Here is a 14,684-nt window from a genome sequence, read left to right as displayed (position 1 = left end):
GGCTCCCGCCGGTCGGATGCCCGGCGTCACCACGAGCCTGTCCGGGCCGATGACCGCGCGCACCGCGACCGCCTCGACCGCGCTGCAGACGATGCCGTCGATTCCCGCCTCCGCCGCCTGTCGCGATCGCTGCGCGACGAGATCGGCCACCGGCAGCGCATAGCCGGCCTCACGCGCATCGGCCTCGTCGTAGGAGGTCAGCACGGTCACGGCGAGGATGTTCAGACCGCTTCCGGAAGCACCGCGGACGGCGGCGCGCATGGTCTGCGGATAGGCATGCACCGTGAGGAACGTCGCACCGAGGCCGCCGAGCGAGCGCACCCCCTCCTCCACGGTATTGCCGATGTCGTGAAGCTTCAGATCGAGGAACGTCTTCAAACCGCGCCGGGCGAGCCGCGCGGCGAAATCGAGGCCGCCCGCGTACCCGAGCCGGTAGCCGATCTTGTAGAACGTCGCGGCATCGCCGATGCGCTCCACCAGCGCCTCCGCCTCATTCACGTCGGGGAGGTCAAGGGCGACGATCAGGCGGTCGCGGGGGTCTTGCATCGGCGGTCCCGGTGGAAAGGTGGCGGCACCATCACCGGGTAGCGGACGCTGTCAATGCCGCGCGCGCCGTGGCCGGTTCTCGGGGTGTGCCCATCACCCGAGCCACCTCGGCCTTCAACACCGGCAGGAGCTCCGCCTCGAACCACGGCTCGCGCTTGAGCCAGCCGTTGTTGCGCCAGGAGGGATGGGGCAGCGGCAGGATGCGGGGCGTGCGGGGCTCCGACAGGATCTCGCGCCAGCGCCGCACGGTCTCGGTCAGACCGCCCTCCATACGGCCGAGGTGCCAGCCCTGCGCGTATTGCCCAATCACCAGGATCAGTTCCAGCCGGGGCAGCCCGGCGAAGAGTTCCGCGCGCCAGCGTTCGGCGCATTCGCGCCGCGGCGGCCGGTCGCCGCCCTTGGCGTCGAGACCGGGGAAGCACGCGCCCATCGGCACGATAGCGACGCGCCGGGCGTCGTAAAAGTCCGGTTCGCCAAGGCCGAGCCAGTCGCGCAGCCGCACGCCCGACGGATCCATGAACGGCACGCCGGAGCGATGCGCCCGATTGCCCGGCGCCTGGCTCGCGATGCAGAGCCGGGCACCGCCCGAGCCCTGCACGATCGGTAGCGGCTCCTGCGGCAGCGGCGCGCCGTAGAGCGGCGCGTCCCGGCAGATCCGGCAGGCACGCAAGCGGGCGGCGGTGGTTTCGAATGACGGGCGGGCTGGGGCCATCAGCGGGAGATGGGTCGTGCCGTCAGGCGCGGCCACCGTCTCTCGCGGCCGCCGCTGTCGCACGACACGCCCGCGGCCGCCGACCGTCCTACACCATCAGTTGCGCCCGATCCGCTTGGCCTTGTCCTCGTCGAACCACCACAGACCCGGCGCACCGAGGGCGTATTGCGGGGGCTTTTCCGGTCGGCCGAACACGTCCCAGACCGCGAGCCGGTGGTTCGGAGAATACCACATCGGGATCCAGTAGCGCCCGGCGCGCAGCACGCGGTCGAGGGCGCGGCAGGCGATGGTCAGCTCCGCGCGGGAAGCGGCGGCGGCAATCTTGTCCAGCAGCGCGTCGACCGCCGGGTCGTCGATGCCGGCGAGGTTGTTCGAGCCGGGGATGCCGGCCGAACGCGAGCCGAACGCCTCGCGGATCTCGGGCCCCGGCGTCGGGTCTGCCCCCGAGGCCCGGGAGGCGACATCGAAATCGAAGTCGCGCATCCGAGCCTGATATTGCGAGGCATCGACCACGCGCTGGTTGGCCTTGATGCCGATCAGACCGAGATTCTTGATGAAGGGCTGAACCACCGGCTCGAACACGGAGTCGTTGTCCAGGAACTCGAATTCCAGCGGCTTGCCGCTCGGCAACCGGATGGTGCCGCCCTCGCGGGTGCAGCCGGCCTCCTTCAGCAGAGCGACGGCGCGCGCCAGCAGCGTGCGATCCTGACCGGTCCCATCGGCCGCCGGCAGCGTGAACGGCTCGCCGAAGACGTCCTTCACCCAAAGCGCCGGCAACTTTTCGTGCAGCGGTTCGAGCAGGGCCAGTTCCTCGGCCGAAGGTGGCCCGTTGGCCATCAGGTCGGTCTTCTCGAAGTAAGAGCTCGTGCGGGTATAGGCCCCGAACATCGCCGAACGGTTTGTCCAGGGGAAATCGAAGCACAGCCCGATCGCCTCGCGGATGCGCGGATCCCTGAAGGCCTCCCGGCGGCTGTTGAAGTACCAGCCCTGGATGTTGGGCGGCGACAGGTCCGGCAGCGTGTCGCGCTTCACACGGCCCTCGCGCACGGCCGGAAAGTCGTAGCCGTTCGCCCAGATCCGAGCGGTGTATTCCTGGCGATAGGTGAAGGCACCGCCCTTGAAGGCTTCGAACGCCACCTGCCGATCACGAAAATACTCGTACCGGATCCGGTCGAAGTTGTTCTGGCCGATCGCCACCGGCAGATCGGCCGCCCAATAGTCCGGAACGCGCTCGTGCTCGATGAAGCGGCCGATCTCCATGCGCCCGACCCGGTACGGGCCGGAGCCGAGCGGCGCCTTCAGCGTCGGCTCCTCGAAATCGCGACCGCCGAAATAGGCTGCGGAAAAGATCGGCAGCTGCGCCACGACCAGCGGCAGATCCCGGCTGCGGCCGGCGGTGAAGCGCACCACCAGCGTCTCGTCGTTCTCGGCCGTGGCCTCCGCCATGTCGCGGATCACCTGGGAGATCGTCGGGTGGCCCTTCTCCTTCAGGATCGACAGCGAGAAGGCCGCGTCCTTCGCCGTCAGCCGGGTGCCGTCGTGGAAACGCGCCTGCGGGCGCAGGAAGAAGCGATAGGTCAGGCCGTCCGAGCTGATCTCGACGGCCCGCGCCACGAGGCCGTAGAGCGCGTCCGGCTCATCGAGCGCCCGCACCATCAGCGTGTCGAAGGTCAGGTTCATGCCCGCCGCGCCGTTGCCGCGGAAGACGTAGGCGTTGAGGGTGTCGAAGGTGTCGAAGGCCTGGTTGCCGAAGGTCTGCGTGATCTGCGCCGAGAAGCCGCCGCCGCGCGGGGCCTCCGGGTTCACGTAGTCGAAGGCTCGGAAATCGGCCGGGTATTTCAGGTCACCGAAGCTGGAGAGGCCGTGCGCGACACGCGGTGCGTCGTCCGCGCGGGCGCGCATCGGCAGCATGCCGGCCGCTGCGAATGCGCCGGCCCCGATCACGAGGCCACGCCGGCTCGGCTGCAGCCCCCCGTCATTGCGAGCCGGAGGCGAAGCAATCCAGGGCCACACCCGCGACGTCAGCCCGTTGACCCTGGATTGCTTCGCTTCGCTCGCAATGACGGGGACGTGCTGGCTGGGCTCCTTGCTCAACGCGGCGCCCCTGTCTTCGCAGCGAGCCCCTCGTCGTACCACCACGTCGTCGGGAAGCCCGAGCCGCCGTATTTCGGCAGCACCTTCGGCCGCGAGAACCGGTTCCAGTGGATCGTCCGCGTCACCGGCGAGGACCATTGCGGCAGGACATAGTTGTGGGCGAGCAGCACCCGGTCGAGGGCGCGGGTCGCAGCGATCTGGCTCTCGCGGTCGGTGGAGTAGATCAGCTTCTCGATCAGCGCGTCGACGGCCGGGTCCTTGATGCCAGCGATGTTGCGCGTACCCGGCTTGTCGGCGGCGGCGGCCCCCCAGAACTCGCGCTGCTCGTTGCCGGGCGAGAGCGATTCCGGCCAGTTCGAGGTGGTGATGTCGAACTCGTAGCCGCGCATCCGGTTCTGGTATTGGGCCTGGTCGATCACTCGGATCGAGCTCTGGATACCGATGAGCTTCAGCTGCGCGGCGAAGGGCAGGATCACCCGCTCGAAGACGTTCTGGAATTCCAGGAACTCGACGGTAAGCGGTTCGCCGCTGGCCTTGTTAACCATCTGGCCGCCCTTGAGCTCGTAGCCGGCCTCGCGCAGCAGTTTTACGGCTTCGCGGAGATTGGTGCGCACGGCTTCGGGGGTGTCGTTGACCGGGTTCTTGTAGCGCTCGGTGAAGACGCCGGCCGGAATCTTGTCCTTGAGCCCTTCGAGCAAGGCTTTCTCGGCGCCCTCCGGCAGGCCCGGGCCGGCGGCCAACTCCGAGCCGAAGAAGTAGGAATCGATCCGGCTGTAGAGCCCGTAGAAGAGCTGCCGGTTCATCTCCTCGAAGTTCATCGCGAGGTTGAAGGCCCGGCGCACGCGCTCGTCCTTGAACTTGTCCCGGCGCAGGTTGAACACGAAGGCCTGCATGATGCCGGTGCCGCGGCCCGGAAACTCCTCCTTGATCAGCCGGCCTTCCTTCACGGCGGGGAAGTCGTCGTAGGCGGTGGCCCAGTTGCGGGCGATGTTCTCGGTGCGGAAGTCGTACAGATCGCCCTTCAGCGCCTCCAGCAGCACCGAGCCATCGCGAAAGTACTCGAAGCGCACAGTCTGGAAGTTGTTGCGACCGACGTTCACGGGCAGGTCCTTGCCCCAGTAATCGTCGACGCGCTCGTAGACGGCGCTGCGGCCGGCATCGATCTTGGCGAGGCGATAGGGGCCGGAGCCGAGGGGGATCTCCAGGGTGGTCTGAGTGGCGTCGCGCGGCTTGCCCTGCGCGTCCTTCCCGGTCCACCAGTGCTTCGGAAGCACCTGCATCTGGCCGAGCACCTGCGGTAGCTCGCGGTTGCCGGCCTCGTCGAAGCGGAAGGTGACCTCGCGCTCGGCCGTCTTCTCGGCCTTCGAGACGCTCTGGTAATAGGCGGCGTAGAACGGGCTGTTGGCCTTCAGCGTGTCGAAGGACCAGATCACGTCCTCGACGGTGAGCGGCTGGCCGTCGTGCCACTTGGCCTGCGGTCGCAGCCGATAGGTGACGGACTTTCCGTCCTCGGCGATTCGCACGCCCTCGGCGATCTGGCCGTAGGAGGAGAACGGCTCGTCGGTCGAGTCCTCCATCAGCGTCTCGTAGATCTGGGTGATCCCGCCCTCGAGGTCGCCCTTGAGGCCGTTGACGATGAAGTTGAGGTTGTCGAAGCCGCCCTGCGCCCCGAGGCGTACCAGCCCCCCCTTCGGCGCAGCGGGGTCGGCGTATTCGAAATGCTTGAAGTCCGGCGGATACTTCGGATCGCCGAGCAGCGTGAGGGCGTGACGCCAGGTGCCGGGCGCTTCCTGCGCGGAGACCTGAGCCGGATCGGCGCCTCCCTGCGCAACGGCGTTGCGGGCGGCAGCTATGGCCAGAGCTCCGGCGAGGAAACTGCGGCGTCCGATCGCGGCGTAGGCTGTCACGTTGAGGCGGTCTCCCGGATCCCGCGGCAGGGTCGCTGCGAGGATCGGGGGCCGTTCTAGGACGGACGCCGCTCGGAGGCCAATCCGGCGCGTGCGCGCAGGACGGAAGCCTCGGCGGCGTCGCGTATCGGCCGTTACGGCTGGGCCGGCTTCTCCTCGGTGGGCTTCTCGGCCGGCTTGTCGCCCTCTGCGGGCTTGGTGTCCTCGGCCTTCTTCTCGGACTCCGCAGGCTTCGCGTCCTCCGCCTTCTTGTCACCGTCGGGCTTAGCCTCCACGGGCTTCTGCTCCGGCTCGGCAGCCTTTTCGGCCGGCTTGGCTTCTGATGGCTTGGCCTCTTCGGCCTTCGCGGGCTCGGTAGCTTTAGCGTCAGGCTTCTTCTCGCCTTCGGCTTTCTTCTCGCCCTCTACAGGCTTGGCCTCTTCCGCCTTCTTCTCGGGCTCGACCGCCTTTGCGTCGGGCTTCTTCTCGCCCTCGGCCTTCTTGTCGCCTTCGGCGGGCTTGGCGTCGTCCTTCTTGGGCTCTTCCTTCTTCTCCGCGGCCGGCAGCGGCTTCGGAGTATCGGCGAGCGTGCGCAGATAGGCGATGACGTTGGCGCGCTCGGGTGCCGCGGAGATGCCCTGGTAGGACATCTTGGTGCCCTTCACGTACTCGCTGGGCTTCGTCAGGAAGTGGTCGAGCTCCTCGTAGCCCCACTCGCCGCCCTTGGCCTTCATGGCCTCGGAATAGCCGAAGCCCTCGTGCGAGCCCTTCTTGCGGCCGACGACCTCCCAGAGGTCCGGACCGACCTTGTTCGGGCCGCCCTTCTCGAAGCTGTGGCAGGCCTGGCAGGCCTTGGTGCCGGCCTTGCCCTTCTCGGCATCGGCGCTGGCGAGCAGCGCCGCGATGCCCTCGCCCTTCGGCGCGGCCGTCTCGCCGCCACCGGCCGGCGCGGCAGCGCCGTGCTCCCCGCCCTCGGAGCCGCCGGGCAGGGCATAGCCCGCATTGCCGGCGGGTTTCGGCGTGTAGATCAGTTCCGCGAGAAAGCCCGTCCCAAACGCGAACAGCAGGGTCCCGAGCACGGCGCCCGCGACCTTGTTCAACTCGAAAGAGTTCATTCTCGACGGCTCCCCGCGCAGGGTCTCGGACCCGGGCTACATAGCGCCCGACGCAAGCGCCGCCGGACTTTGGAGGTTTTCGAAGGTGCTTAGCCGCTCGGCCCCGTTTCTGACAATGGCCGCGCACGCCGCGCGTGGTCGCATCACGGGTTTTTAGCGAATGATCGCACTGCGGACGTCGTCCACCCGACGCTGCCGGCACGCCGAGCGCTTTCATGACAACGGCCGCCGCCCCTGGTAAGCACCGGCCTCCCGCCAGCCGTGCTCGCGCGTCCGCTCCGAAACATGTCCGATCCCCTCGTCCTGATTCCCGCACGGCTTGCCGCGACGCGCCTGCCGAACAAGCCGCTGGCCGAGATCGCCGGCGAGCCGATGATCGTGCATGTCTGGCGCCGCGCCGTGGAGGCGGGCATCGGCCCCGTGGTCGTCGCCACCGACACGGCCGAGATCGTCACCCTCATCGAGGCGCAGGGCGGCCTCGCGGTGATGACCAGCCTCGACCATGCCAGCGGGTCCGACCGGCTCGCCGAGGCCCTGGAGACAATCGATCCGGAGGGCCGGCACGATGTCGTCGTCAACGTCCAGGGCGACCTGCCGACGATCGATCCGGCCGTCATCGGCGCCGTGCTGCCGCCGCTCTCCGACCCCTCTGTCGACATCGCCACCCTCTGCGCCGTGATCACGCGTGCGGACGAGGCGGAGAACCCGAACGTGGTCAAGCTCGTCGGCCATCATGTCGGCCCCGGCCGCCTGCGGGCGCTGTATTTCAGCCGGTCCCGCGCCCCCTGGGGCGACGGCCCGCTCTTTCACCATATCGGCCTCTACGCCTATCGCCGGAAGGCGCTGACTCGGTTCGTCGCCTTGCCGCAGGGCGAGCTGGAGCAGCGCGAGAAGCTGGAGCAGCTCCGCGCACTGGAGGCCGGCATGCGCATCGACGCGATGATCGTCGACGACCTGCCGCTCGGCGTCGACACCCAGGCCGACCTCGACCGCGCCCGCGCCCTGATGGCGCGCCGGCGCTTGAACTGACCCCGTCCGACGGCCGCCGACCATGACCTCTTCTGCGATAGGCCGTCGGCAAGCGCGAATGCGCGCCGCCGCTTATGCGGCCGATGTCCTCGATCGTCTTCGGTCGAGGACAACACAAGAAAGTCCGAAACAATGACCGAAAACACCATCGCCTATCAGGGCGAGCCGGGCGCCAACTCGCACATCATCTGCGCGCAGGCCTATCCGGACTGGTCCTCGCTGCCCTGCCCCACCTTCGAGGACGCCTTCGCGGCGGTGACCGAGGGCCGGGCAGCGCTGGCGATGATCCCGATCGAGAACTCGATCGCCGGCCGCGTCGCCGACATCCACCACCTGATCCCGACCTCGCCGCTGCACATCATCGCCGAGCACTTCCTGCCGATCCATTTTCAACTGATGGCGCTGCCGGGCGCCCGCATCGATCAGCTCACGAGCGTGCACAGCCACATCCATGCGCTCGGCCAATGCCGCCGCATCATCCGGCGCCTCGGCCTGAAAGCCGTGGTGGCAGGCGATACGGCGGGAGCCGCCCGCGAGATCGCCGAAGCCCGCGATCCGAGCCGGGCGGCCCTCGCGCCCGGGCTCGCGGCCAAGGTCTACGGGCTCGACATCCTCGAAGAGGACGTCGAGGACGAGACCCACAACACCACGCGTTTCGTCGTGTTCTCGCCCGAGCCCGGCCCGGCCGTGCCGCACGGGACGGAGAGCGTGACGAGCTTCGTTTTCCGCGTCCGCAACATCCCGGCCGCGCTCTACAAGGCGCTCGGCGGCTTCGCCACGAACGGCGTCAACATGACCAAGCTCGAAAGCTACATGGTCGAGGGCCGGTTCACCGCGACGCAGTTCTACGCCGAGGTCGACGGCCACCCGAACGACCCGTCGCTGCTGCGGGCCTTCGACGAGCTCCGCTACTTTTCGCGCGAACTCCGGATCGTCGGGACGTACCCGGCCCACCCGTTCCGCGAGACGACGCGGGTGGCGGCGGAGTAATTGTTCGGAGCGCACGTCCGCAGTCAGCACAAACTCTGTCATTGCGAGCGTAGCGAAGCAGTCCAGGGCCAACGCGCCGACCGTCGAGCCTGTGGCACTGGATTGCTTCGCCTCCGGCTCGCAATGACTGGTATTGCCAAGTCTTGAGTGCCCCGGTCATTTAATCGCTGCGCGAAAGCGGTTTGCTCGAGCGGCTTGACGATCAATCCGCGATCACGCTCGGGAACCGCCCCGCCAACCCCCGCCGCGTCGCCTCGGCCCAACTGCGCGAGCGCTCGACGCGCGGCGTGTCGAGCGGAACCTCGGCGACAAGACTGGCGGGCCGGCCCGACAGCAGCAGCAGCCGGTCGGCGATCTCGATGGCCTCGTCGACGTTGTGGGTGACCATCAGCACGCTGGTGCCGAAGCGCGCCACCGCCTCCACGACGAGGGCGCGCAGGCCCGCCGCCGCCGCATCGTCCAGCGAGACGAAGGGCTCGTCGAGGACGAGGATGCGCGGCTCCTGCGCCAACGCGCGGGCGAGCGAGACGCGCCGCTGCATCCCGAGCGAGAGCGCGCCGGGATAGCGCGAGCGCCATGGCGCCAGCCCGAGGGCATCGAACAGCGCGTCGAGGTTCTTTTCGCGTTTGGGGCGCGGGAGCGCGAGGCGGACGTTCTGCTCGACGCTGCGCCAGGGAAGCAGCCGCGGGTCCTGAAAGACCATGGCGATGCCGGCCTCGGCCGGATCGGGCAGGACGGTGCCCTCGTACTCGGCATCGAGGCCGAGTAGGATGCGCAGGGTCGTGGTCTTGCCGGCGCCCGAGGGGCCGATCAGGCAGGTGATTTCCCTCGGGCCGACCTCGAAGGCGAGGTCGCGCACCGCCTCGACCGGTTCGGTCCCGGCGCGGCGATAGACCTTTTTCGTGATGGCGACGCGCAGCAGCGGCTCGACCTCGGGCCGCGGCGCGAGGATCTCAGCGCCAGCGGCGGACATGGGCATCGATCGGCTGGAGGATCAGAGTGTCGATCGCGAGCATCACGGTCATGAAGACGAGGCTGTAGCCGATCACCGCGGTAACGTCGAAGAGCTGGAAATAGTAGTTGATGGCGAAGCCCACGCCGTTCGGCCGGCCAATCAGCTCGACCACCAGCACGATCTTCCAGGCGAGCGAGATGCCGGAGCGCGCCGCCGCGATCACGAAGGGCTGCAGCTGCGGGATCAGCACGTTGCCGATCCAGGTGCGCCGGTCGAAGCGGTAGCTCGCCGCCATCTCCTCCAGCCCCGGATCGAGCCCGCGGGCGCCTTCGCGCATGATCACCGCGACGTTCGGCAGCTTGTTCAACGCCACCGCGACGATCGCCGCGGTCTCGGTCAGCCCGAGCCAGACATAGGCGAGGACGGTGATGACGAGGGCCGGCGTGTTGAGGATCACCAGCAGCGGTGTATCGAGAACCTGGTCGGCCCATTTGGACCGGCCGAGCACGATGCCGAGCAGGCAGCCGAGACTCATCGCGATGACGAACGAGATCGCCACCCGCATCAGGGTGATGCCGACGTTGAAGAACAGGTCGCCCTTCTGCGCTTCGCGCCCGATGAAGGCGGCGACGGCGGCGGGCGAGGGCAGCGTGCGCACGTCGGCATAGACCGACACGGCCTGCCACAGCACCAGCAGCACGACGAGGGAAGCAAGACGCGCGAGGAGAGCCATTCGCGCGTCAGTGGCTCCGGAAGCCAGCCGGCTCAACCATTGCCGGCCGCATCGAGATAGAGGTTCGGCGGCAGAGCCTTGGCCGTGCCGACGAGCTGTTCGCCCCCGGTTCGCACCAGCGTCGCGAAAATGTGTTCACCGTCGACGCGCTCGACCTCGATCGTCCGGCGCGGAATGCCGGCCAGGAACTGGCGCTTGAGGGCCTCGAACGTCGCATCGTCCTCGGCCGCCATCAGCGGCCGCACCGCGTTCCAGGCCTCGGGATCGCTGGCGAGGATGTCCTTGGCGGCGCGGGAGGCGCGGGCGAAGCCCTGCACCGCGTCGGGGCGCTGCGCCACGGTCTCGCCCTCGAACAGGTAGCCGATCAGCGAGACCGCGCCCTTGGCCCCGAAGGCGCGCATCACGTCGTCGGCGCTGATCAGCCGCTTGAAGCCCTTGGCCTCGAGCCGCGCGCAATATTGCCAGTAGAGCAGGGCCGCATCGAGTTCGCCGGTCTCCAGTTTCTGCGCCAGCAGCGGCGGCGCGCCGAAAGCGAGCTTGGCGGTGTTCTCGAGGTCGATGTCGCCGGTCTCGCGGCCCTGCGCCTTCAGGAGCACCCAGCTCTTGTCGAGGGCGCCGCCCGCCACGCCGAGGCGCTTGCCGGAGAGGTCCTTGAGCCCTCTGATCGGGCTGTCGGCGGGCACCATCACGGCGCCCTCCGTTGTGGAATACGGCAGGAACTTCACGCCGCGCCCCTCGCTGCGCAGCCGTGCCGCCCAGATCAGGTCGCCGATGATGGTGTCGAGCTGCCGGCCCTGGAAAGCGATGCGGGCGGCATCGTTGCCGGCGAGCTTGACGGTCTCCAGGGTGAAGCCGTTCGCCGTGTCGAGCCCCCGCGCCTTGATGACCGCCGCCTCCCAGGCCGCGGTGCCGAAGGGGAGCACGCCGAGCTTGATCGTCTCGGACGCCGCGCGAGCGGGCAGGATCGCCGGCAGGGGCCAGAGGGCCGCTGTCGCGAGCAGTCCGCGCCGTGACAGCATGGGCGCCATCTCCCTGAGCTCTCGAGGATCGACCATCCGGCACCGCGTGCCGGACGCAATCTCTTGCGTTTCAGATAAGGTTTTGCCCCCCCCGCGTCCACAGCGGAGACGGGCTCCGGTCTGCGGCAAATCCCGGAGGGTGGAGACGCTTGCACCCTGTCGGAACTCGGCGCAGGCTTTCGGGGGACGAGCCTTCGACAGATCACGGGAGCGACGAACATGGCCAAGGCGACGGTCTTCGACGAGGCGCAGGTCGAGGCGCGGCTGAAGAGCGAGCTGCCGACCTGGCGGCTGGAGGAGGGCTGGATCCGGCGGACCTACAAGACGGCGGGCTGGAAGGGCACCCTGATGGTCATCAACACCGTCGGCCACCTCGCCGAAGCCGCGTTCCACCACCCCGATCTGACGGCGTCCTACGCCTGGGTCGAGGTCCGGCTGATGAACCACGCGGCCAAGGGCATCACCGAGTCCGACTTCGCCCTGGCAAAGAAGATCGAGGAGGTGGTGACGTGGCAGCCCGGCCTGGACGAGAGCAGCCCGCTGTCCGGCACGCCGGACGACCCGCGCTTCGCGTACATCAAGTACGACAAGTAGGGCGATTTAGGCCCTCGACCGTCATTCCGGGGCTCGCCGACGGCGAGAACCCGGAACCCACCCGTGATGCTGCGCTGGTCGTCGCGCTCGGTCGTGAATCCCGGGTTCCGCTGCGCGGCCCCGGGATGACGGTGAGCCATCGGCCTCTCAATCCACCGCCGCCACCACGATCGTGTCGCCGTCGAGCCGAGCCTGCACCGCCTGCCCCCAGAACCGCTCGCCGAGATCGTCGGCGGTCTTGTAGAGGCCGTCGATGGCGATGAGTTCGGGCTCGAAGCGGCGGGCGAGGATGCGGGCGTTGGAATCCCCCGTCGCTCCCGCGATGGCCCGGCCCCGCAGCGCGCCGTAGACGTGGATCGAGCCGCCGGCGATGATCTCGGAGCCCGAGGCGACCGAGCCGATCACGGTGACGTCGCCATCGAGATGCTGGACCACCTGCCCCGAGCGCACCGGCGCATCGAGCACCAGCGAGCGCACCCGTCCCCCCGGCTTGGCCGTGGACACCGCAGGCTCGGCGGCGGCCGCCCGCGCCTCGCCCGCCTCCGGCACGGTGACGTCGTCGGCCGCCTTGCCGCCCGTCAACGGCGGCGGAAAGCCCGGTCCGAGGGAGGTCGGGCCGATGCCCTCGATCCCGAGGATGGTGATGTTGCGCTGAGCCAGAGCCGCGCAGAGGTCGGCGAGGTCCGAGCGGTCGAAGCTCAGGCCCGTGACGTCGAGGATGATAGCGCGCACCGTGAGGAAGGCCGGCGCGCGCTGCTTGAGTTCGTCGAGTTCCGTCAACCACTGGGCGATCGGCGGCACCGGCGCCAGCACCATGGCGAGGAACGAGCGGCCGCGGAAGCGGATCGTCGGGCGGGGAGAGGCAGGGCCGGTCAAGGCTGTGTCCGCTGAGCGTCGAAAAACAGAAAGCGTCCCGTCCTTATAGCAGGTTGCACGCCGCGCCCGGCGTCCCGCCGCCTCGTCAACACGTTTCCGAAGCTCCCGTTTCCGGGTGCGGGCGACGCATGCGCGTCGGTGTCTTGCCGGATGCGGCGGCTGTCTCTATTGCAGCGCGACACGATCACGCCTTTCCCGCCCGACGCCGAGGGCCGCATGACGCGGCTCCCGCCTTGTCGGGCTCGACCCGTTTCGGACTCAATTTCCCGATGAAGCTGCGCAACATCGCCATCATCGCCCACGTCGACCACGGCAAGACCACGCTCGTCGACAAGCTGCTGCAGCAGTCGGGCACCTTCCGCGACAACCAGCGCGTCGAAGAACGAGCGATGGACTCGAACGACCTCGAAAAGGAGCGTGGCATCACGATCCTGGCCAAGGCGACCTCGGTCGTCTGGAAGGACACCCGCATCAACATCGTCGACACCCCCGGCCACGCCGATTTCGGCGGGGAGGTCGAGCGCATCCTGTCGATGGTCGACGGCGTGATCGTGCTGGTGGACGCGGCCGAAGGCCCGATGCCGCAGACCAAGTTCGTGGTCTCGAAGGCCCTGAAGATCGGCCTCAAGCCGATCGTCGCCGTCAACAAGGTCGACCGGCCGGACGCGCGCATCACCGAGGTCGTCAACGAGGTGTTCGACCTGTTCGCGGCGCTCGACGCCACCGACGATCAGCTCGACTTCCCGATCCTCTACGGTTCGGGCCGCAACGGCTGGATGGGCGATTCGCCGGAATCCTCGCCGGAGGAAGGCCTCGCACCGCTGTTCGAGCTCGTGCTCAAGCACGTGCCGCAGGCGCGCGTCGAAGAGGGTCCGTTCCGGATGCTCGGTACGCTGCTCGAAGCCAACCCCTTCCTCGGCCGCATCATCACCGGGCGTATCGCCTCGGGCACGGTGAAGCCGAACCAGTCGATCAAGGTCATGGACCGCACGGGCAAGCTCGTCGAGACCGGCCGCGTCTCGAAGATCCTGGCCTTCCGCGGCCTGGAGCGCGCACCGATCGACGTCGGCGAGGCCGGCGACATCGTCTCCATCGCGGGCCTTGTGAAGGGCACCGTGGCCGACACCTTCTGCGATCCGCAGGTCAACGAGCCGATCCAGGCCCAGCCGATCGATCCGCCCACCGTCACCATGTCCTTCATCGTCAACGATTCGCCGCTCGCCGGCACCGAGGGCGACAAGGTCACGAGCCGCATGATCCGCGACCGCCTGTTCAAGGAGGGCGAGGGCAACGTCACGCTCAAGATCGAGGAAGCCGCCGACAAGGATTCTTTTTATGTGTCCGGCCGCGGCGAGCTGCAGCTGTCCATCCTGATCGAGACCATGCGCCGCGAGGGCTTCGAGGTGGCCGTGTCGCGTCCGCGCGTGGTCCTGGAAAAGGACGAGGCCGGCGAGATCCTGGAGCCGGTCGAAGAGGTCGTGATCGACGTCGACGAGGAGTATTCCGGCGTCGTCGTGCAGAAGATGTCCGAGCGCAAGGCCGAGATGATCGAGATGCGGCCCTCGGGCGGCGACCGCCTGCGCCTCGTCTTCCACGCTCCGACCCGCGGCCTGATCGGCTACCAGGGCGAGCTTATGACGGACACCCGCGGCACCGCGATCATGAACCGCCTGTTCAAGGCCTACGAGCCCTTCAAGGGCGAGATTGCCGGCCGCCGCAACGGCGTGCTGATCTCGAACGACAAGGGCGAGGCCGTGGCCTACGCCATGTGGAACCTGGAAGACCGCGGCCCGATGATGATCGAGCCCGGCGCCAAGGTCTATCAGGGCATGATCGTCGGCGAGCACAACCGCGAGAACGACCTCGAGGTGAACGTGCTCAAGGGCAAGAAGCTGACGAACATCCGCACCACCTCGAAGGACGAGGCCGTGCGCCTGACGCCGCCGATCCGGATGACGCTGGAGAAGTCGCTGGCCTGGATCCAGGACGACGAACTGATGGAAGTCACGCCGAAGTCGATCCGCCTGCGCAAGATCCACCTCGATCCGAACGACCGCAAGCGCTTCGAGCGCTCGAAGGAAGCGCTGACGGGCTAAGGCGTCCGGGGGTTACCCCGACCTTCGAACAACCTTCAC

Annotated in this window: 13 protein-coding genes; 4 read left to right on the top strand and 9 right to left on the bottom strand. The window is 68.3% G+C overall.

What is annotated here, in order from left to right; all coding sequences use genetic code 11:
* From pyrF to MHA02_RS10585, 5 genes are all read right to left on the bottom strand, one after another.
* Positions 1-546: orotidine-5'-phosphate decarboxylase (gene pyrF / locus MHA02_RS10605; RefSeq protein ID WP_147078610.1), on the bottom strand; the 546-nt coding region annotated here is incomplete at its 3' end.
* Between the two features lie 31 nt (positions 547-577).
* Positions 578-1,258, bottom strand: coding sequence for a uracil-DNA glycosylase family protein (locus MHA02_RS10600; protein ID WP_147078615.1), 681 nt, complete (start codon positions 1,256-1,258; stop codon positions 578-580).
* Positions 1,259-1,354: 96 nt separating this feature from the next.
* Entirely contained in the window at positions 1,355-3,169 is a 1,815-nt protein-coding gene (locus MHA02_RS10595) for an extracellular solute-binding protein (RefSeq protein ID WP_147078614.1), read from the bottom strand.
* Positions 3,170-3,348: 179 nt separating this feature from the next.
* Positions 3,349-5,259, bottom strand: a complete 1,911-nt coding sequence (locus MHA02_RS10590) for an extracellular solute-binding protein (RefSeq protein WP_147078609.1) — start codon at positions 5,257-5,259, stop codon at positions 3,349-3,351.
* A gap of 134 nt (positions 5,260-5,393) precedes the next feature.
* The gene (locus MHA02_RS10585) at positions 5,394-6,353 is read right to left on the bottom strand and encodes a c-type cytochrome (RefSeq protein ID WP_147078608.1); all 960 of its coding nucleotides are present in this window, start codon (positions 6,351-6,353) and stop codon (positions 5,394-5,396) included.
* 285 nt (positions 6,354-6,638) lie between these two features.
* Between MHA02_RS10585 and MHA02_RS10580 the strand changes: the two genes are divergently transcribed.
* Together MHA02_RS10580 and MHA02_RS10575 are read left to right on the top strand one after the other, a co-directional pair.
* On the top strand, positions 6,639-7,382 hold the full coding sequence (locus MHA02_RS10580; RefSeq protein ID WP_147078607.1) for a 3-deoxy-manno-octulosonate cytidylyltransferase: 744 nt from the start codon (positions 6,639-6,641) through the stop codon (positions 7,380-7,382).
* Positions 7,383-7,514: 132 nt separating this feature from the next.
* Complete coding sequence (locus MHA02_RS10575) at positions 7,515-8,372, top strand: prephenate dehydratase (RefSeq protein WP_147078606.1); 858 nt, start codon at positions 7,515-7,517, stop codon at positions 8,370-8,372.
* 202 nt (positions 8,373-8,574) lie between these two features.
* On the opposite strand, the gene MHA02_RS10570 is transcribed toward MHA02_RS10575, so the two are convergent.
* The 3 genes from MHA02_RS10570 to MHA02_RS10560 are packed head-to-tail and all read right to left on the bottom strand — an operon-like array spanning position 8,575 to position 11,079.
* Positions 8,575-9,345: an ABC transporter ATP-binding protein gene (locus MHA02_RS10570; protein WP_147078605.1), complete on the bottom strand. Its 771-nt coding sequence runs from the start codon at positions 9,343-9,345 to the stop codon at positions 8,575-8,577.
* Positions 9,326-10,060 carry an ABC transporter permease gene (locus MHA02_RS10565; RefSeq protein WP_147078604.1) on the bottom strand — a complete coding sequence of 245 codons (735 nt, stop codon included), beginning with the start codon at positions 10,058-10,060 and terminating at the stop codon, positions 9,326-9,328. The genes MHA02_RS10570 and MHA02_RS10565 overlap by 20 nt, the downstream gene beginning before the upstream one ends.
* Positions 10,061-10,092: 32 nt before the next feature.
* Positions 10,093-11,079, bottom strand: coding sequence for an ABC transporter substrate-binding protein (locus MHA02_RS10560; RefSeq protein ID WP_147078603.1), 987 nt, complete (start codon positions 11,077-11,079; stop codon positions 10,093-10,095).
* A 219-nt stretch (positions 11,080-11,298) separates the two neighbouring features.
* Between MHA02_RS10560 and MHA02_RS10555 the strand changes: the two genes are divergently transcribed.
* The gene (locus MHA02_RS10555) at positions 11,299-11,673 is read left to right on the top strand and encodes a 4a-hydroxytetrahydrobiopterin dehydratase (protein WP_147078602.1); all 375 of its coding nucleotides are present in this window, start codon (positions 11,299-11,301) and stop codon (positions 11,671-11,673) included.
* 147 nt (positions 11,674-11,820) lie between these two features.
* Here the strand turns inward: MHA02_RS10555 and minC are convergent, their stop codons facing one another.
* Positions 11,821-12,489: a septum site-determining protein MinC gene (gene minC / locus MHA02_RS10550; RefSeq protein ID WP_238180370.1), complete on the bottom strand. Its 669-nt coding sequence runs from the start codon at positions 12,487-12,489 to the stop codon at positions 11,821-11,823.
* 329 nt (positions 12,490-12,818) lie between these two features.
* Here minC and typA point away from each other — a divergent pair, with 329 nt between their 5' ends.
* The gene (typA, locus tag MHA02_RS10545) at positions 12,819-14,645 is read left to right on the top strand and encodes a translational GTPase TypA (RefSeq protein ID WP_147078600.1); all 1,827 of its coding nucleotides are present in this window, start codon (positions 12,819-12,821) and stop codon (positions 14,643-14,645) included.
* The last annotated feature ends 39 nt before the right edge of the window (positions 14,646-14,684 follow it).

It is taken from the genome of Methylobacterium haplocladii (assembly GCF_007992175.1).
GTDB classification, from domain to species: domain Bacteria; phylum Pseudomonadota; class Alphaproteobacteria; order Rhizobiales; family Beijerinckiaceae; genus Methylobacterium; species Methylobacterium haplocladii.
The sequence above is the reverse complement of the archived record's forward strand: the minus strand, read 5'-3'. Positions and strand labels throughout refer to the sequence as shown.

Bases quoted from the DNA above. Each gene is read 5' to 3' on its own strand.
- MHA02_RS10570 (WP_147078605.1), bottom strand. From the start codon at position 9,345: ATGTCCGCCGCTGGCGCTGAGATCCTCGCGCCGCGGCCCGAGGTCGAG.
- typA (WP_147078600.1), top strand. From the start codon at position 12,819: ATGAAGCTGCGCAACATCGCCATCATCGCCCACGTCGACCACGGCAAG.
- MHA02_RS10595 (WP_147078614.1), bottom strand. From the start codon at position 3,169: ATGCTGCCGATGCGCGCCCGCGCGGACGACGCACCGCGTGTCGCGCAC.
- MHA02_RS10600 (WP_147078615.1), bottom strand. From the start codon at position 1,258: ATGGCCCCAGCCCGCCCGTCATTCGAAACCACCGCCGCCCGCTTGCGT.
- MHA02_RS10565 (WP_147078604.1), bottom strand. From the start codon at position 10,060: ATGGCTCTCCTCGCGCGTCTTGCTTCCCTCGTCGTGCTGCTGGTGCTG.
- MHA02_RS10580 (WP_147078607.1), top strand. From the start codon at position 6,639: ATGTCCGATCCCCTCGTCCTGATTCCCGCACGGCTTGCCGCGACGCGC.
- MHA02_RS10555 (WP_147078602.1), top strand. From the start codon at position 11,299: ATGGCCAAGGCGACGGTCTTCGACGAGGCGCAGGTCGAGGCGCGGCTG.
- MHA02_RS10575 (WP_147078606.1), top strand. From the start codon at position 7,515: ATGACCGAAAACACCATCGCCTATCAGGGCGAGCCGGGCGCCAACTCG.
- minC (WP_238180370.1), bottom strand. From the start codon at position 12,489: ATGGTGCTGGCGCCGGTGCCGCCGATCGCCCAGTGGTTGACGGAACTC.
- MHA02_RS10585 (WP_147078608.1), bottom strand. From the start codon at position 6,353: ATGAACTCTTTCGAGTTGAACAAGGTCGCGGGCGCCGTGCTCGGGACC.
- MHA02_RS10560 (WP_147078603.1), bottom strand. From the start codon at position 11,079: ATGCTGTCACGGCGCGGACTGCTCGCGACAGCGGCCCTCTGGCCCCTG.